Source organism: Pseudomonas fragariae (ex Marin et al. 2024) (genome assembly GCF_059621105.1).
On record NZ_CM184369.1, the window covers coordinates 3798921 to 3816684 of the forward strand.

The window sequence follows — 17764 nt, forward strand, 5'->3', positions numbered from 1 at the left end:
CTATTCCTCCGTCAACGCGGAGCCGGCACGGTCCAGCAAAGGTTTGAACAGATAATTGAGCAGCGAGCGCTCACCCGTGCGCACGAACATTTCAGCGGGCATGCCGGGTTTGATCACCAGCCCGTTGAGTTTTTCCAGCGCCGCGTCGCCCACCGAAGTTCGCAGCACGTAATACGGCTGGCCGGTTTTTTCATCCTGCATCTGGTCGGCGGAAATCAGGCTCACCTCACCGGAAACCCGCGGCGTGCGGCTTTGATTGAACGCGGTAAACAGAATGTCGACCGGCAAATGGCTGGCGACCTTGTCGATCAGTTGCACTGGCAGCCGCCCTTCAACTTCAAGCCGTGTGCCTTGTGGGACGATTTCCAGCAGGGTTTCGCCGGCACGCACCACCGCACCTTCGGTGTGCACGCCCAGATTGACGGCGATGCCATCAGCCGGCGCAAGGATGGCGCTGTGTTGCAGACTGAAACCGGCCGAGGCCAGTTGCTGCTCAAGGGTAAGCGCCTTGACCTGGGCATCGGCCCATTGGCTGCGCACCTCTTTCTGGTACTCCTCGCGCTGCTGCTGAAGGCGTAACCGCGATTCGACGATACCTTGCTCTATACGTCCGGTTTCGCCTGCGTTTTGCGCCAGGCTCTGTTGCACCTGAGAAAGCTGACGCTGGAACTCCAGCAAGCGATTGCCGGGAATGAACCCGTTCTGCGCCAAGGGCTCCAGGTTACTGAGTTGCTTGCGTAGCGAGTCAGCCTGGGCCAGCAGATCCGAGCGGGCACGGCGCATACCGGCAAGTTGCAGTCCGGCACCCTCAATGCTCGCCTGCAAGCCGGATTGCTCGCGCGCCAGCGCCTGGCGCCGGCTGCTGAACAACTGGCGCTGCCCTTCAAGCACCAGCGCCAGCCGAGGGTCGGGGTCTTGCCCCTGCCCGGCGGCAATCAGTTCTGCGGGGAAGCGAACCTCGTCAAGGTTGTCGCGCTCGCTTTGCCAGCGCGCCAGGCTGGCCCAGGCCATTCGATACTGGGCTCGCAGCGATTGCACGTCCGCTTCGACCTGAGTCTGATCAAGGCGAAACAGTGGTTCGCCCTCTTTCACCAATTGGCCTTCACTGACCAGAATTTTGCTGACCACGCCGCCATCCAGCGACTGCACAGCCTTGCGCTTGCCAGAAACAACCACCGTCCCCTGCACGGCAATGCCCTGATCCAGAGGGGCAAGACTGGCCCACAGAAAGAAACTGCCCGCTCCCGCCAACATGAGAATCCAGCCGGCGCGAACAAAGAACTGCACGCCGCGCTCCTTGCCCGGCATGGCGTAATGAGTGTCGATAGGGCTGTTCATACGTCGGACTGCCTGTTCTGCGTGCCGTACTGACGGCTCATGGAAAGCCCGGCAGGTGCCGGACGGGATTGCGATTGAGGCTGCGCTTGCGGTGCTTGTGTGGACGATGGCTGTCCCGACAAGGCCTGCAGCACCTGAGCCGTGGCGCCGAATGCCTGCATGCGACCTTCGCTCAGCACCAGCAGACGATCGGTCTGGTTCAACGACTGCGTACGGTGGGTGACGAGCACAACAGTGCAGCCGCGGGTCTTGAGTTCAGCAATCGCCTGAGTCAGCGCCGCTTCACCCGCGGCATCCAGATTGGAATTGGGCTCATCGAGCACCACCAGTCGCGGATCGCCATACAGCGCACGGGCCAGCGCGACGCGCTGTTTCTGACCACCGGACAAGCCTGCGCCATCATCGCCCAGCCGCGTGTCGTAGCCTTGCGGCAGGCGCAGAATCAGTTCGTGTACGCCCGCCAGTTGCGCGGCAGCGACCACGGCACTCGCGTCACCCTCGCGAAAGCGCGCGATGTTTTCCGCCACGCTGCCACCGAACAGCTCGATATCCTGCGGCAGATAACCAATATAGGGACCCAGCGCCTCTCGGTCCCAGCGATGCATGTCGGCCCCGTCCAGACGTACCGTTCCGCCCAGCGCCGGCCAGACACCGACCAGCACGCGTGCCAGGGTCGATTTGCCGGAGCCGGATGCGCCCAGCACGCCGAGCACTTCACCGGCCTGCAACTGAAAGCTCACTTGCTGAATCGTCGGTGACGTTTTGCCGGGAGGCGCAGCGCTGACCTGTTCCGCACTGATCTGACCACGCGGCGCCGGCAGCGGCATGCGCGGCGCGGGCTCGGCGTAGGTCTTGAGTAACTGGTCGAGGCGCCCATAAGCCAGGCGTGCAGAACTCCATTGCTTCCAGACGGCGATCAGTTGGTCGATAGGGCTCAGAACCCGACCCATGAGGATCGAACCGGCGATCATCATGCCAGCGGTCATGTCTCCATTTATCACCAGCAGTGCGCCCAAGCCCAGCACCAGCGACTGCAGGCACAGACGCAGGGCCTTGCTGATCGAACTGATCACCGCTCCCGTATCACTGGCTCGGTTTTGCAGGGCCAGAAAGCGCCCATGCACATGGAACCAGCGGCGCCGCAAGACCTCAAGCATGCCCATCGCCTGGATCGCCTCGGCCTGCTGCAGGTGCCGGGTCGCCAATTGCGCAGACTGCTGCGAGTAGCCGCTGGCTTCGGCCAGCGGTTTGCGGGTCAGCCATTCGTTGAGGCAGGCCAGTCCGACCAGCAACACCGTCCCCACACTGGCCAGCACGCCTAGCCAGGGGTCGAAAAGGAAGATTACCGCCAGGTAGATGGGGAACCACGGAGCGTCGAAGAACGCGAACAACGCCGGCCCGGTGAGAAACTGGCGGATGAAAGTAAGGTCACCCAGCGCCTGTCCAGCCTGACGCTGTCCGGCGTGCAGGTTGCTCTCGAACGCAGCCTGATAGACGCGCAGATTGAAACGCTTTTCCAGCTCGCTGCCGATGCGGATCACCACAAAGCTGCGGACCATCTCCAGCAGGCCGATAAACGCAAAGAACCCGACCACCATCAACGTCAGCATGGCCAGTGTGGTCTGGTTCTGTGAGGTCAGTACGCGGTCATAGACTTGCAGCATGTAAATCGATGGGGCGAGCATCAGCACGTTGATCAGCGCGGTAAAACAACCGACACCGATCAACGCGCTCTTGTAGTCAGCCAGCGCTTTATAAAGCGGCGGCCGGGCGCTTTGGGGCAACGCACTCATGGTTGTTCCTTGATGGTCTTGCTTGTGACGGAGTGACATCCCTGGGTTTTGACAAACAATTCGCGTAGGTCCGTGAAACGCTTAATCGGCGAGCCGTCCAAGGACCAGCACTTCACCGCCAGGCAGGGGCGCCTGATAGATCTGATTCCCCATGTTATTGAGGTGAATCAGGCGATTGCCTTCCTTGTCGGTGAACGCCAGGCCATCCGGAGTCGGAAACCAGCCAGTGGGTGCTTCATGCAACCACTTCACTGCGCAGGCGAGATCGCCCGTCAGTTGCGGTACTTCGGTATTGAGATGCAGTTCACAGACTTCGTTCGTCTTTCCCTGAAGAGAAAGTCGCCACTTGCCGCTGAGTTCATCAGGATTGGGCAGTTTCAAACTCATGGCCAGGCTTGCTCCAGAAATACCCACCAGCAGCGCAAAGGCTGCTGGCACGATTCGAAAAACGTGAGTGATCTTCATGGCGGGGTACTTTTCAGATCATGGACAACCGCAGGGTCGTCCATGATTGTTACAGATTAAACCACGATATCAGTAGCCAATGCTTGACCTACAGTACCGACCAGAAAATCGCCAATGCCCTGACCGGTGAAGTCGATCGCCAGACTGCCCAGATTGCTGCTCTGGTTATAGTTGAGGATCGCCTCGCCAGCGTGGCCGCTGAACGCGTTGACGAACTGCAGCGCGCTCAGCGTGGAAATGGCCGATACGTCGATCTTGTCCTGACCGCTGACGAAATCACGAATCGTATCCTGGCCTGCACGGTTGGAATCAGAGCTGGCGCCAAACACGAAGATGTCGGCACCTGCACCACCGGTCAGGCTGTCGGCGCCGCCACCACCGTAGATGATGTCGTTGCCGGCACCACCCTTGAGGTCGTTGGCGGCAGCATTGCCGATCAACAGGTCATTGCCCGAACCGCCCAGCGCGTTTTCAACCACCACACCCTTGGCGATCGAAACGTTGCCCACCATGCCACCGACATCCGAGAACGACGCGGCATTGAGGTTGATCTTCTGGTTCTGGGTGAAGCCTGAGAAGTCGAGGGTATCCTTGCCCCCGCCATCCCACACCGAGAACACCACCTTGGACGAGGCGGAGGTGGCGCTGTAGAAATCGCGCCCGGCAGTGGAGTTGAACCCATAGACCGTATCACCGGCACGGGTGCTCATGTTCGCGCCATAGAGCTGCTGAACGGCAGTGATGTCATCCAGCAACGGCGCCGAAGAGTACGACGGAGCGCCGCCCTTGACGAAGTTCTGGTCAGTGTTGGACTCACTCCAGTAGCTCATGACGCTGTAGCCACGGGTATCTTCTGCGTAAGTGGCTTCCTTGTAGCTCGGATTGCCCTCGCCCGCGTTGTAGTCACCTGGGTGAGACAGGCCAAGGGTGTGGCCGATTTCATGGGTCAGGGTCTGACGACCGTAATTGCCATTGTCCGGGGTGGTGTTGACCTTGTAGCTATTATCGACAAGGTACCAGGACTGGCCGTCAGTACGGCTGTTGCCGCTGGGCAGGTAGGCAAAAGCTGCCCCGCCTGCACTGCCGTTGCTGTAGTTGCCGAAGGTCATATGCCCGTCGCCGCCGGAAGCTGCCTGGGTGAAGCTGACCTTGGCAACGTCTGCCCAGGATTGCATCGACAATACTGCCTGTGCTTTCTGCTGCGCGTTGAACGCACTGAAAGTCCCCAGCGAATTGTCGAACCCGGCAGGTTTGGCCGTCAGGAACGTGTAAGTGAGGTTGATGGTGCCGTTGCCATCGCGATCCGTCCAGGAGGCGTCGTCGCGAAGAATATAATCAGCGGCCTGATCGACTGAATACGAGGGCTTGCCATTGATCGTGAGGTTGCCGCCACGGTCATACTGGTGCGCGAACGCATTGATCTGGTCGAAAGAGGTGCTGGTAGCAGCGGAAAGTTGGATTGCAGCATTTTCTTTGACTTTCGTCATGACACTTCCTTGTTTGCTGATTGATTGACAGGTCAGGTAAGACAAGACTCTCCCCTGTAGCGAGAGAGTCCGGTCACTCGCCTGGTGAAGCGTGAAATCGTGTTGCGTATGAAGCGTGAAATCGTGTTGCGTAACAAAACTGACACATCTTGAAATCTTGTGTCCAGCGCTGTTCGATGATGTCAAGTGGCCTCAAACGGGCAAGCGCCTACAGGCATTGGAGAATCGCCTGATATTATTTTTTGTGATGATGAGATCGTCGATAAGCGCTTGAACAGACTGTAACAAGCTTGATAAATATGACTGATAGGTCAGGAATTTTATGGCTTCGACTGACCACGAATGCCTTGGGTAATGACGCGCCCCACTCAGCCGCTATGAACAGCATTTCGCCAGCCTTGCCATTGGCCAAAGCTGACACTTTTCCCCGACACAGAAACGCAAAAAGCCCCGACGAGTCGGGGCTTTTGTTGAAGCGCAGTGGCCTGAATGTTCAGGCCAGGTAAATCAGTCGTCGCGGCTCATGATGCCGAAGATCTGCAGCAGGCTGATGAACAGGTTATAGATCGATACATACAGGCTGACCGTCGCCATGATGTAGTTACGCTCGCCACCCTGAATGATCGCGCTGGTCTGGAACAGAATGCACACCGACGAGAACAGCACGAAGCCCGCGCTGATAGCCAGTTGCAGACCGCTGATCTGGAAGAACATGCTGGCCACTACCGCACCCAGCAGGACAAAGAAACCTGCGGTAATGAAACCACCCAGGAAGCTCATGTCCTTGCGAGTGATCAGTACATAGGCCGAGAGACCGCCGAATACCAGAGCCGTCATCGCGAAGGCGGAGCTGACCACTTCAGCCCCCCCGGCCATGCCCAGGTAACGGTTGAGGATCGGGCCCAGCAGGAACCCCATGAAACCTGTCAGGGCGAAGGTCGACACCAGACCCCAGACCGAATCACGCAGCTTGTTGGTCAGGAAGAACAGACCGTAGAAGCCGATCAGCACCACGAAAATGTTCGGGTAGCCGACGCGCATCTGCTGAGCGACGAAGGCCATGACACCACTGAAAGCCAGTGTCAGGGCGAGAAGACCGTAAGTATTGCGCAGGACACGACTAACCTCGAGCTGGTCGGCCTGCATGCCGGTTTTAAGGCTGTAATCCTGTTCGCGCATGGCGAAACTCCTTGCTGTTGAAATGTTGAGTTGCAAAGATCATAACAGAGGCGCTGCAACTGGCTAGTCACAGAGTTTGACAGCTTGTTTCATTCCGGTATTATGGCGCCCGCAACGAAGTGGAGGTATGGCCGAGTGGTTTAAGGCAGCAGTCTTGAAAACTGCCGACTGTAACAGGTCCTAGAGTTCGAATCTCTATGCCTCCGCCATATTTGGTAGCGCAAAGCCCTGATTATTCAGGGCTTTGTCGTTTCTGCCCCCCACGAAACCCTCCCGCCTCCCCGCCTTGCGAGCTGCCGCACACAACCTGATATATTGATGCGCACCCCGTATCAATAGACTGACGTTCGAATGCCCATCAATTTCGACCTCAACGACCTCCAGGCATTTCGTGCCGTAGTGGAGAATGGCAGCTTCCGCAAGGCCGCTGAAACCGTGCAGATCACCCAGCCTGCGCTCAGTCGGCGGATAGAAAAGCTCGAGTCTGCGCTGAATGTGAAGCTGTTCGAGCGGACCACCCGCAGGGTCAGTCTGACTACGGTCGGCCGCGCATTTCTGCCTCAGGTCGAGCGCATTCTGGACGATCTGGACAGCGCATTGATGACCATCGAAGGCGTCGGCTCCACGCGAATGGGCAGCGTGACGATTGCCTGCGTGCCATCAGCCGCCTATTACTTCATGCCGCAGGTCATCAGCGCTTTCCATCGGTTGTTTCCGAAAATCAGAATCCGGGTGATGGATGCCAGCGCCAACGAGGTCAACAGCGCGGTTGCCCTGGGCGAAGCCGATTTCGGGGTGAGTTTCAGCGGCAATCTGGCGCCGGAAGTGGACTTCGAACTGCTGCTGCAGGAACGCTACGTAATGGCCTGCAGGCGGGATCACACGCTGGCAACGTGCGAAAGCGTCAGTTGGGAAGAGATGTACCGCCACGACTACATCGCCCTGGACATCACCTCGGGTAATCGTCTGGTGCTGGATCAGGCGCTGGCACCTTCGCGCCCGCACAAGGAAAGCATCTGCGAAACCCGCCATGTCACAACCATGATCGGCCTGGTGGAGGCCGGGCTTGGCGTGGCTGCGGTGCCTTCGATCGCCATGCCGATGACCGCTCACCCGTATCTGGTGAGCGTGCCACTGGTTGCGCCCGAGGTGATTCGCAACGTAGGGCTGATCAAGCGTCGTGGCAGGACCTTGACACCGGCAGCCCTCGAGCTGGAACAACTGGTCAGGAAAATGCCGTCACGTTCAGCGGGGAACTGAATCCAGTCCGGTGGACTGCACCGTAGCCTGGGCTTTGGGGGATGCCAGGTAATCCAGCAACGCCTTCGCTTCTTTCGGGTGCTCGGCATTGACCGGGATGCCCGCGGCATAACGCGTTACCGACTGAACGTCTTCCGGGATCTTCGCCACGAACGTCACGCCGGGAATCGGCAGCAGCTCGGCAACCTGTTGAAAGCCCACTTCGTAGTCGCCCTTGGCAACCACCGAAGCCACCGGGATGCGCTCGATCATCTTGCCCTTCGGCGCGAGTTCTTTCTCGATACCGAGCTTTTTGAAAAGCTCTTTTTCGATGTACACGCCACTGGCGCTGTCGGAGTAAGCCACCGACCTGGCCTTGAGCAAGGTGGCCTTAAGCTCACTGTCGGTGCCGATCGCAGGCTTGGCCGCGCCCTCCTTCACCACCATGCCGATCCGCGAATCAGCCAGTTCGACCCGCGATGCCGGGTCTACCTTGCCTTGCTTGATCAGATCATCCAGCGCATAGCCGACCATGATCACCACATCGGCGTGCTCGCCACGGGCCAGGCGATTCGGGATGGCCTCGGGTGCTTTGCCCATCGAGGGGCCGAGAATGGTGTCCAGCGAGTCTCCGGAAGATGCCGCGTATTGCGGTCCGAGCAGTCTGTACGCAGCCGTAAAGCCGCCGGAGGTCATGACCTTGAGCTGTTCAGCCTGCGCCGCCGCACTGACTGCAATACAGCCGAGAAAAAGCGCTGCCAGTTGATGTTTGTATAACGATTTCATAGTGATTTTTCCTTGATTAAACAGCCAGTTGCGGGCGGGTCGAGATGTGCCGGTAGAGCACCAGTGTGGCGCCCAGCGCACAGGCTGCAGCAAATGTCATCCAGTAAGCAGGTGCAGCCTTGTCGCCGGTCAAGTGGATCAACCAGGTCGAGATCGCCGGAGTGAAACCACCGAAAACCGCCGTCGCCAGGCTGTAGGCCAGCGAGAAACCGGCAACACGCACCTCTACCGGCATGATTTCGGTCAGCGCCGGAATCATCGCGCCGTTATACAAGCCGTACAGGAACGAGAACCACAACAGCACTTCCAGCATATGGCCGAAGCTGGGCGCCAGGGCGAGGAAAGACAGCGCCGGGTACGCACTGATGATGGTCAGCAGGGTCATCGCGACCAACAGTGGCTTGCGCCCGAAACGGTCACTCAACATGCCGCCGACCGGCAGCCAGATAAAGTTGGAGACACCGACCAGCAGCGTCACCAGAAGCGCATCGGCAGTACTCAAGTTGAGTACGGTTTTGCCGAATGTCGGTGCATAGATGGTGATCAGGTAAAAGGTGGTAGTGGTCATCGCCACCATCAGCATTCCGGCAATCACCACACGCCAGTTTTGCAGCAGCGTCGCGAACACCTGTCGCATGGTCGGACGGTGAGAGCGAGTGGCGAACTCTTCGGTTTCCTGCAGGCTGCGGCGCAACAGGAAAATGAACGGGATGATCAGGCAACCGATGGCAAACGGAATTCTCCAGCCCCAGTCGGCAACAGCAGCAGGTGCCATCCATTGGTTCAGGCCGTAACCCAGTGCAGCGGCGACGACGATTGCCACCTGCTGACTACCTGACTGCCAACTGGTGTAGAAGCCCTTGCGGCCGGGTGTCGCCATTTCTGCCAGATACACCGACACCCCGCCCAATTCCGCACCGGCAGAGAAGCCTTGCAGCAAGCGGCCGACCAATACCAGGGCCGGTGCCCACAAGCCGATGCTCGCGTAACCGGGCACCAGAACGATCAGCAACGTACCACTGGCCATGATCGACAGCGTCACGATCAGCCCTTTACGGCGGCCCACGTCATCGATGTAGGCACCGAGAATGACGGCACCCAGTGGACGCATCAGGAAGCCCGCCCCGAAGACCGCGAAGGTCATCATCAGCGAAGCAAACTCACTGCTGGCCGGGAAAAAGGCGGAAGCGATCTGGGTGGCATAGAAGCCAAACAGGAAGAAGTCGAATTGCTCGAGGAAATTACCGGAGGTAACCCGAAATACCGCGCCAGCCTTCGACCGGGAGGATTCTTTTCGTAATGAGGATGAGCCGTGCATCAGTGTTCTCCAGCGATCTTATTAGAGTGTTGTAAGCGCTTGTGATGGAGGAGTCTGCCGGACACACTTTGAAACGATAAGTGCTATGTTTTCATCGATTGATGCCCGTTGGACATCAATCGAAACTCAAGCTGTTGCGCCCTGACCCCGCATTTGCGGGTCAGCACGCGCCAAACTCACACGCCTGCCGTTGAATTCTTTATCATTGCGCATGTTTTGTTGGCAGAGCCGATCATGAAATTCGCCATCTCCCTTTTTTCCGCCGCCCATGCGCCCTCCTCTCGGCGAGCCTTGCAGTTCGCCAGGGCGGTGCTGGCAGGCGGGCACGAAATTGTCCGGTTGTTCTTCTACCAAGACGGCGTACACAGCGCGTCGGCCAACGTCGTGACGCCGCAGGACGAGCAGGATGTGGCACTGCAGTGGCGTGACTTCATCGTCGAGCACAAGCTGGACGGCGTGGTGTGCATTGCCGCCGCGTTGCGTCGCGGTGTGCTCGACACGCAAGAGGCCGAGCGTTATCAGCGGCCGGCGGCAAACCTGCGCGAGCCGTGGGAATTGTCCGGGCTGGGCCAGTTGCACGATGCCGTGCAATCGGCTGATCGCCTGATCTGCTTCGGAGGGCCATGAGATGCCCAGATCACTGTTGGTTGTCACCCGCCAGTCGCCGTGGTCCGGCCCCGGTGCCCGCGAGGCGCTGGATATCGTACTGGCGGGCGGTGCATTCGATCTGTCGGTGGGCCTGCTGTTTCTGGACGACGGGGTTTTTCAGTTGTCGCCACAGCAGTCGCCCGACGCCCTGCAACAGAAAGACCTGACTGCAAACCTGAAAGCCCTGCCGATGTTCGGTGTCGAAGACCTTTACGTCTGCGGACAGAGCCTGGCCGAGCGCGGCATCTCCCTTGGCGCATTGAGCGAAGAGATGAGCCAGTTGACCACGCGCGCGGAATTGTCAGCACTTTTTGACCGGTACGACGAGGTGATTACCATCTGATGGCTACTTTGCACGTTCTCTCTCACTCGCCGTTTGCCGACACCCGGCTGGACAGTTGCCTGCGCTTGCTGGGCAAGGATGATGGCGTACTGCTCTGTGGCGATGCCACCTATGCGCTGATGCCGTCCTGCACGCAGCTCAAAGCCCTTCAGCCTCTGGTCGAATCATCGCAGTTGTTCGCCCTCGACGAAGACCTCCGCGCACGCAATCTGCCTCTCCCTGCCGGAGTCAACAGCATCGACTACCCGGCGTTCGTTGAACTGTCGCTGCGCTTCGACAAGGTCAATACCTGGTTATGAAACAGTTGAACATTGACGGGCGCAGCATCGAACTGGACAAGGATGGTTTTCTGCAAGACCTCAGCGACTGGTCGCTGGACGTCGCCCACGCCCTGTCCGCCGAGGAAGGCATCGAGCTGAGTGCCGAGCACCTTGAAATCCTCGAACTGCTGCGCGGTTTTTACGCCGAGTTCCAGCTTTCGCCCGCGACACGACCGCTGATCAAATACACCGCGATGAAGCTGGGTGCGGAAAAAGGCAACAGCATGCACCTCAACCGCCTGTTCAACGGCACTCCCGCCAAACTCGCCGCCAAGCTGGCGGGCCTGCCCAAACCGACCAATTGCATATGAATGATTACGCTGCGCTTGTCACTGAAACACCTGAAGAACATCCCTTTGCGGCGTTCGTTCGCATTCTGGGCAAAGGCAAACGTGGCGCGCGCAACCTGACTCGCGAGGAAGCACGGGAAGCCATGGGCATGCTGCTCGATGAGAAAGTCGAGGACACCCAGCTCGGGGCTTTTCTGATGCTGCTGCGCCACAAGGAAGAAAGTCCCGAGGAACTGGCAGGGTTTACCGAAGCGGTGCGCGAACGTCTCAACGCTCCCGCCATGCAAGTCGACATCGACTGGCCAACCTATGCCGGGAAAAAGCGTCACCTGCCGTGGTATTTGCTGGCGGCCAAATGCCTGGCGCAAAACGGCGTCAGGATCCTCCTGCACGGCGGCGGCGCGCATACCGCAGGGCGTCTGTACACCGAGCAACTGCTGGACCTGCTGAAGATTCCTCTGTGCCGCAACTGGTCAGCGGTCAAGACCTCGCTCGAGCAAGAACAGCTGGCGTTCATTCCGCTCGCCGACTGGGCACCGCAGTTGCAGCGCATGATCGACCTGCGCAACACGCTGGGGCTGCGCTCGCCCATTCACTCGCTGGCGAGGATTCTCAATCCGCTGCAGGCGCGTTGCGGCCTGCAAAGCATTTTTCACCCGGGCTATCAAAGCGTGCATCGCGATGCCAGCAGCCTGCTCGGCGACAACGCCATCGTGGTCAAGGGTGATGGCGGCGAAATCGAGATCAACCCCGACACCATCAGCCACCTGTACGGCACCACCGGCGGCCAGCCGTGGGATGAAGAATGGCCAGCGCTCTCACCGCGCCGCCACGTAAAACCGGCAACGCTCGACCCGCAGCAGCTGCTGGCCTTGTGGCGAGGAGAAATCGAAGACAGTTACCCGCAACTGGCCTTGATATCGACCATGGCGCTCGCCTTGCGCGGCCTGGGCGTCGATCGCGACGAGGCCTTCGCCCAGGCGCAGGTATTCTGGGATCGCCGCAACATCAATCTGTGACCCGCCGGCCTTTCGACAATGAAAGGCCGTAATCCAGTCGAACCGATGCACCCGCGCTGACCTCCAAGCTCTATCACCTGGAAATGGGAGTCAGACATGGGCCTTCTGGTCGAAGGACACTGGCAAGACCAGTGGTACGAAAGCAGCAAAGATGGCGCATTTCAGCGCGAAAATGCTCAGCGACGCAGTTGGGTCACGCCCGATGGACAGCCGGGACCGTCCGGTGCAGGCGGTTTTGCTGCGCAGGCGGGCCGCTATCACCTGTACGTGTCTCTGGCGTGCCCGTGGGCACACCGCACGCTTATCTTGCGCAAGCTCAAGGGCCTGGAAAGCCTGATCGATGTTTCGGTAGTCAGTTGGCTGATGCTGGAAAACGGCTGGACCTTCGACCAGCAGAAAGGCTCCAGCGGCGATGCACTGGATGACCTGCAGTTCCTTCACCAACGCTACACCGCCGACGACCCTCGGTACACCGGCCGTGTCACCGTTCCGGTGCTGTGGGACAAGCAGCAGCAATGCATCGTCAGCAAACGAATCTGCGGAAATCATCCGCATGTTCAATTCTGCATTCGACGAGTTGACCGGCAATACGCTGGATTTCTACCCGCAAGCGCTACGCGCGAGCATTGACGAGCTTAACGAGCAGATCTACCCGAAGGTCAACAACGGCGTATACCGGGCTGGTTTCGCCACCTCGCAGGGCGCGTATGAGGAGGCGTTCGACGATGTGTTCGCTGAACTGGACGTGCTGGAAAACCTGCTCGGCGAAAAGCGTTACCTGACAGGCAAACACCTCACTGAAGCAGACATACGCCTGTTCACCACCATCGTGCGCTTCGATGCGGTGTATTACAGCCACTTCAAATGTAACCTGCGGCGCATCGCGGACTACCCCAATCTCAGCAACTGGCTACGCGAGCTGTATCAGTGGCCGGGGATCGCAGAGACGGTGAGTTTCGAGCACATCAAAGGGCATTACTACGGGAGCCATCGCACCATCAACCCGACCGGCATCATACCGAAGGGGCCCGCACTCGATCTGCAGGCCGATCATGACCGTGAGCGACTGTCCGGTGAAGGTGTCTGGAACAACTGACCTATGGGAAGAAGGGGTGGATAGCCCGGACGGGCTACCCACCATTGGCATCAGAGAGTCGCCTGAGCGCCCTCGAACCACGCCAGCTTTTCACGCAATTTGACCACCTCACCAATGATCACCAGCGTCGGCGCATGAACATCATGCTCGGCGACCAGTTGCGGCAGGTTTGCAAGGGTACCCGTGAACACACGCTGATTGACGGTGGTGCCCTGCTCGACCAGTGCAGCAGGCGTGTCGGCAGAGCGACCGTGCCGGATCAACTGCTCACAGATGACTGGCAAACCGATTAGCCCCATGTAAAACACCAGTGTTTGCGCAGGCGCTACTAGGTCTGACCAAGGCAGATCGGTCGTGCCGTTTTTCAAGTGCCCGGTGATAAAACGTACCGATTGCGCGTGATCACGGTGCGTCAGCGGTATACCCGCATACGCCGCGCAACCGCTGGCAGCGGTGATGCCAGGCACCACCTGGAACGGAATGCCATGCGCCGCCAGCTCTTCGATTTCCTCGCCGCCACGGCCGAATATGAACGGATCACCGCCCTTCAGACGCACCACTCGCTTGCCCTGCTTTGCCAGCGCAACCAGTTGCTGGTTGATCTGCTCCTGCGGAACGGCATGTTCCGCACGGCGCTTGCCAACGTAGACCCGCTCGGCATCACGACGGCACAGGTCAAGAATCGTCGGTGCAACCAAGCGGTCGTACAGCACCACATCCGCCTGCTGCATCAGGCGCAAGGCCCGAAAAGTCAGCAAATCCGGATCACCGGGACCCGCACCGACCAGATAGACCTCACCGGTCTCGGGAGGCGGCTCGCCGGCAATCTTGGCGATCAGCATGCGCTCGGCCTCGGCGCCCTGCCCGGCCAGTTGGCGATCGGCGATGGCCCCCTGAAAAACTTCTTCCCAAAACGCCCGACGCTGCTGCACGTTCGGAAACAGGCCTTTGACCTGATTGCGAAAACGAGCGGCCAGCCCGGCGAGCTGACCGTAGGAGGACGGAATCCAGGTTTCCAGCTTGGCGCGAATCAAACGTGCCAGCACCGGCGCATCGCCGCCACTGGACACGGCGATCACCAGCGGCGATCGGTCGACGATGGCCGGAAAGATCACCGTACACAACGCCGGGGCGTCGACGACGTTGACCGGAACGCAACGCAAGCGGGCATCGCGGGACACCTGAGCATTGAGCGGCTCATCGTCCGTCGCAGCAATGATCAGCACGCAACCATCGAGGTCGCACTCGCTGTAGCCGCGCAGGATCATCTCACCGCCGCTCTGGACAACCAGTTCGCTCAGTTGTGCCTCGATTTCCGGCGCAACCACGCGCAGCACTGCCCCGGCGTCGGCAATCAGACGTGATTTGCGCAGGGCGATTTCACCGCCGCCAACCACCAGCACCCAGCTGCCACGCAGGTTATGGAACAGCGGCAGAAATTCCATTTAACCGATGACCTCAAGGCCGCCCATGTAAGGCTTGAGCACCTCAGGCACACGAATCGAACCGTCCGCCTGCTGATAGTTTTCCAGCACCGCCACCAGTGTGCGGCCTACCGCCAGGCCCGACCCGTTGAGGGTGTGGACCAGCTCCGGCTTGCCGGTTTCCGGGTTGCGCCAGCGAGCCTGCATGCGGCGCGCCTGGAAATCACCGCAGTTGGAGCAGGAAGAGATTTCGCGATATTTGTCCTGGCTCGGAATCCAGACTTCCAGGTCGTAGGTCTTCACCGCGCTGAAACCCATGTCGCCGGTGCACAGCGCCAGCGTGCGATAAGGCAGTTCAAGCAGTTGCAGCACGCGTTCGGCGTTGCCGGTCAGCGACTCGAGCGCGGCCATGGAGTCGTCAGGCGCAACGATCTGGACCATCTCGACCTTGTCGAACTGGTGCTGGCGGATCATGCCGCGGGTATCACGCCCGGACGCGCCCGCTTCACTGCGGAAGCAAGGGGTATGGGCGACAAACTTGAGAGGCAGCTGTTTGGCGTCGAGGATTTCACCCGACACGATATTGGTCAGCGACACTTCGGCAGTCGGAATCAGGTACAGGTCGGCTTCACCTTCGCGGGAGATCTTGAACAGGTCTTCCTCGAACTTGGGCAGCTGACCTGTCCCCTGCAACGCTGGAGCCTGCACCAGATAGGGCGTGTAGGTCTCTTCGTAGCCGTGCTCGTTGATGTGCAGATTGATCATGAATTGTGCGAGGGCACGGTGCAGACGTGCGATCGGGCCACGCAGCAGCGCAAAACGCGCGCCGGACAGCTTGGCGGCGGTCTCGAAATCCAGCCAGCCGAACTTCTCGCCCAGCGCAACGTGATCCTTGACCTCGAAATCGAATGACGTCGGCGTACCCCAGCGACGTACTTCGACGTTGCCTTCTTCGTCGGCACCGACCGGCACGGACTCGTGAGGCAGGTTCGGAATGCTCAGCACCAGTGCATCCAGCTCGGCCTGAATGCCGTCCAGCTCGACCTTGCCTTCGCTCAGCTCGTTGCCCATGCGCTCGACATCAGCCATCAACGGCGCAATGTCTTCGCCGCGCTGCTTGGCCTGACCAATGGATTTGGAACGTGCATTGCGCTCGGCCTGCAGCTGTTCGGTGCGGGTCTGCACTACCTTGCGCTGGGCTTCCAGCGATTCAATGCGCGCCACATCCAGAGTGAAGCCACGGGAAGCCAGGCGATCCGCTACGTCCTGAAGTTGAGTACGTAACAGTTTGGAATCGAGCATATCGTTCTCTCGTCTATCAAAGTCTGGTCAGGGACAGGCCAGCCCAGGTTGCGAGCAGCCCGCCGAATACACTGATACCGGCATAGCCGAGGGCCAGCGGTACCTGCCCGCTTTCCAGCAGGCGCAAAGTATCCAGTGAAAAGGATGAAAAGGTCGTCAGACCGCCTACAAAACCGACAATCAAGCCGGCACGAATTTCGATGGGTACTTCCGGACGCAGCAGGAACAGTCCGTACAGTACACCGATGATCAGGCACCCGACGATGTTGACTGCCAGCGTCGCTGCGTAAAAATAACGTGGCCAGTTGGCGCTGACCCATGTCCCTGTTGCAAAGCGCAATAATGTACCAGCGATCCCGGCAATCGACACCGCAAGAATAGTCTGAATCATCACTTTCTCCGCTTGCGAGGGCTGGCATCGTCCAATGCGTTCAGATGCCTGAGCTTTTCACCGATCTTGAGCTCCAGACCGCGAGGCACAGGCTGGTAATACTGCCGTGGCTCCAGCTCGTCTGGAAAGTAGTCTTCGCCAGCTGCGTAAGCATCAGGCTCATCATGGGCATAGCGATATTCTTCGCCATAACCGAGCTGCTTCATCAGCTTGGTAGGCGCATTGCGCAAGTGCAGCGGAACCTCCAGCGAACCGTGCTCACCCGCTTCACGCATGGCCGCCTTGAACGCCATGTAAACCGCATTGCTTTTCGGCGCACAGGCGAGATAGACAATGGCCTGCGCGACCGCCAGCTCGCCCTCGGGGCTGCCAAGGCGTTCCTGTACATCCCAGGCGGACATGCACAAGGGCAGCGCACGAGGATCGGCATTGCCGATATCTTCACTGGCCATGCGCACCACGCGGCGCGCCAGATACAGTGGATCACAGCCGCCGTCGATCATCCGCGCAAACCAGTACAGCGCCGCATCGGGATTTGAACCGCGAATCGACTTGTGCAAGGCCGATATCTGGTCATAGAACGCCTCGCCGCCCTTGTCGAAGCGGCGTCGACTGTCACCCAACAGGCTTTGCAGCAGCCCGACGTCGATTTCGCTGCCGTCTTCGGCCAGATCCGAAGCGTTCTCCAGCAGGTTGAGCATGCGCCGACCGTCGCCATCGGCGGCAGACATCAGAATCGCAAACCCCTCATCGCTCAGGGTCAGTTGCCGCTTGCCCAGCCCGCGCTCTTCGGTCAGGGCACGATTGACCAGCTTGCGCAGCGCCGCTTCGTCCAGGCTTTTGAGCACGTAGACACGCGCCCGGGACAACAAGGCGTTGTTGAGTTCGAACGAGGGGTTTTCGGTGGTCGCGCCGATAAAGATCAGCGTACCGTCCTCGACGTAAGGCAGGAAGGCGTCCTGCTGTGACTTGTTGAAGCGGTGCACTTCGTCAACGAACAGGATGGTGCGCTTGCCGTACTGTCCGGCCTGCTGCCTGGCCACTTCCACTGCCTGACGGATTTCCTTGACCCCGGCGAGCACCGCCGAAACCGTCTCGAAGTGCGCGTCCGACACCTTGGCCAGCAGCTTCGCCAGGGTGGTCTTGCCCACGCCGGGCGGCCCCCAGAAAATCATCGAGTGCAGTGCGCCTTGCTCCAGCGCCTCACGCAGAGGCTTGCCGTGGGCAAGTACATGTTCCTGACCGACATATTCATCCAGGTTGGTAGCACGCAAACGTGCAGCCAGAGGCTGGGCTATCGGTTCGCGGCTGAACAGATCCATGGTC

At 59.5% G+C, this 17764-nt stretch carries 17 protein-coding genes, 1 tRNA gene and 1 pseudogene; 8 read left to right on the forward strand and 11 right to left on the reverse strand.

The genetic code is table 11. The features are described from left to right. The 5 genes from AC54XV_RS16230 to AC54XV_RS16250 all read right to left on the reverse strand — a co-directional run bounded on the left by AC54XV_RS16230 (window position 1) and on the right by AC54XV_RS16250 (window position 6262). Window positions 1-1338 carry an HlyD family type I secretion periplasmic adaptor subunit gene (locus tag AC54XV_RS16230; protein ID WP_060406443.1) on the reverse strand — a complete coding sequence of 446 codons (1338 nt, stop codon included), beginning with the start codon at window positions 1336-1338 and terminating at the stop codon, window positions 1-3. Next, window positions 1335-3131, reverse strand: a complete 1797-nt coding sequence (locus tag AC54XV_RS16235) for a type I secretion system permease/ATPase (protein WP_003405043.1) — start codon at window positions 3129-3131, stop codon at window positions 1335-1337. Before AC54XV_RS16235 ends, AC54XV_RS16230 begins: the two co-directional genes overlap by 4 nt. Before the next feature lie 81 nt (window positions 3132-3212). After that, a complete protein-coding gene (locus AC54XV_RS16240) occupies window positions 3213-3596 on the reverse strand; it encodes a protease inhibitor Inh/omp19 family protein (protein ID WP_003405045.1) in 384 nt (127 codons plus the stop codon). Window positions 3597-3652: 56 nt separating this feature from the next. After that, window positions 3653-5083, reverse strand: coding sequence for a serralysin family metalloprotease (locus AC54XV_RS16245; RefSeq protein ID WP_058822215.1), 1431 nt, complete (start codon window positions 5081-5083; stop codon window positions 3653-3655). Between the two features lie 507 nt (window positions 5084-5590). Further along, on the reverse strand, window positions 5591-6262 hold the full coding sequence (locus tag AC54XV_RS16250; protein ID WP_002553978.1) for a Bax inhibitor-1/YccA family protein: 672 nt from the start codon (window positions 6260-6262) through the stop codon (window positions 5591-5593). Window positions 6263-6383: 121 nt separating this feature from the next. On the opposite strand from AC54XV_RS16250, the gene AC54XV_RS16255 reads away from it, so the two are divergent. Further along, a tRNA-Ser gene (locus AC54XV_RS16255) sits at window positions 6384-6471 on the forward strand. Between the two features lie 142 nt (window positions 6472-6613). Then, window positions 6614-7522 (forward strand): LysR family transcriptional regulator, encoded by a 909-nt coding sequence (locus AC54XV_RS16260; RefSeq protein ID WP_058398462.1) that lies wholly within the window; start codon window positions 6614-6616, stop codon window positions 7520-7522. Here AC54XV_RS16260 and AC54XV_RS16265 read toward each other — a convergent pair. Next, complete coding sequence (locus AC54XV_RS16265) at window positions 7508-8287, reverse strand: substrate-binding domain-containing protein (protein WP_058398461.1); 780 nt, start codon at window positions 8285-8287, stop codon at window positions 7508-7510. The genes AC54XV_RS16260 and AC54XV_RS16265 overlap by 15 nt on opposite strands. A gap of 16 nt (window positions 8288-8303) precedes the next feature. Next, window positions 8304-9605, reverse strand: a complete 1302-nt coding sequence (locus AC54XV_RS16270) for an MFS transporter (RefSeq protein ID WP_011268262.1) — start codon at window positions 9603-9605, stop codon at window positions 8304-8306. A gap of 234 nt (window positions 9606-9839) precedes the next feature. On the opposite strand from AC54XV_RS16270, the gene tusD reads away from it, so the two are divergent. The 6 genes and pseudogenes from tusD (at window position 9840) to AC54XV_RS16300 (ending at window position 13321) form a co-directional block, all read left to right on the forward strand. Continuing rightward, entirely contained in the window at window positions 9840-10232 is a 393-nt protein-coding gene (gene tusD, locus AC54XV_RS16275; RefSeq protein WP_011268263.1) for a sulfurtransferase complex subunit TusD, read from the forward strand. Between the two features lies 1 nt (window position 10233). Continuing rightward, complete coding sequence (gene tusC, locus AC54XV_RS16280; protein WP_003405065.1) at window positions 10234-10596, forward strand: sulfurtransferase complex subunit TusC; 363 nt, start codon at window positions 10234-10236, stop codon at window positions 10594-10596. After that, the gene (tusB, locus tag AC54XV_RS16285) at window positions 10596-10895 is read left to right on the forward strand and encodes a sulfurtransferase complex subunit TusB (protein WP_096126787.1); all 300 of its coding nucleotides are present in this window, start codon (window positions 10596-10598) and stop codon (window positions 10893-10895) included. The genes tusC and tusB overlap by 1 nt, the downstream gene beginning before the upstream one ends. After that, entirely contained in the window at window positions 10892-11227 is a 336-nt protein-coding gene (locus AC54XV_RS16290) for a TusE/DsrC/DsvC family sulfur relay protein (RefSeq protein WP_011268265.1), read from the forward strand. Before tusB ends, AC54XV_RS16290 begins: the two co-directional genes overlap by 4 nt. Next, window positions 11224-12225, forward strand: coding sequence for a glycosyl transferase family protein (locus tag AC54XV_RS16295; protein ID WP_011268266.1), 1002 nt, complete (start codon window positions 11224-11226; stop codon window positions 12223-12225). The genes AC54XV_RS16290 and AC54XV_RS16295 overlap by 4 nt, the downstream gene beginning before the upstream one ends. Before the next feature lie 96 nt (window positions 12226-12321). Continuing rightward, window positions 12322-13321 (forward strand): annotated as a pseudogene (locus AC54XV_RS16300) (glutathione S-transferase family protein). Window positions 13322-13371: 50 nt separating this feature from the next. Here AC54XV_RS16300 and cysG read toward each other — a convergent pair. The 4 genes from cysG to AC54XV_RS16320 are packed head-to-tail and all read right to left on the reverse strand — an operon-like array spanning window position 13372 to window position 17760. Continuing rightward, window positions 13372-14766, reverse strand: coding sequence for a siroheme synthase CysG (cysG, locus tag AC54XV_RS16305; RefSeq protein WP_024652457.1), 1395 nt, complete (start codon window positions 14764-14766; stop codon window positions 13372-13374). Next, complete coding sequence (gene serS, locus AC54XV_RS16310; RefSeq protein WP_003317946.1) at window positions 14767-16047, reverse strand: serine--tRNA ligase; 1281 nt, start codon at window positions 16045-16047, stop codon at window positions 14767-14769. A gap of 16 nt (window positions 16048-16063) precedes the next feature. Then, window positions 16064-16438 (reverse strand): fluoride efflux transporter CrcB, encoded by a 375-nt coding sequence (gene crcB, locus AC54XV_RS16315; protein WP_011268268.1) that lies wholly within the window; start codon window positions 16436-16438, stop codon window positions 16064-16066. Further along, window positions 16438-17760 (reverse strand): replication-associated recombination protein A, encoded by a 1323-nt coding sequence (locus AC54XV_RS16320; RefSeq protein ID WP_003405078.1) that lies wholly within the window; start codon window positions 17758-17760, stop codon window positions 16438-16440. The genes crcB and AC54XV_RS16320 overlap by 1 nt, the downstream gene beginning before the upstream one ends. Between the last annotated feature and the right edge of the window lie 4 nt (window positions 17761-17764).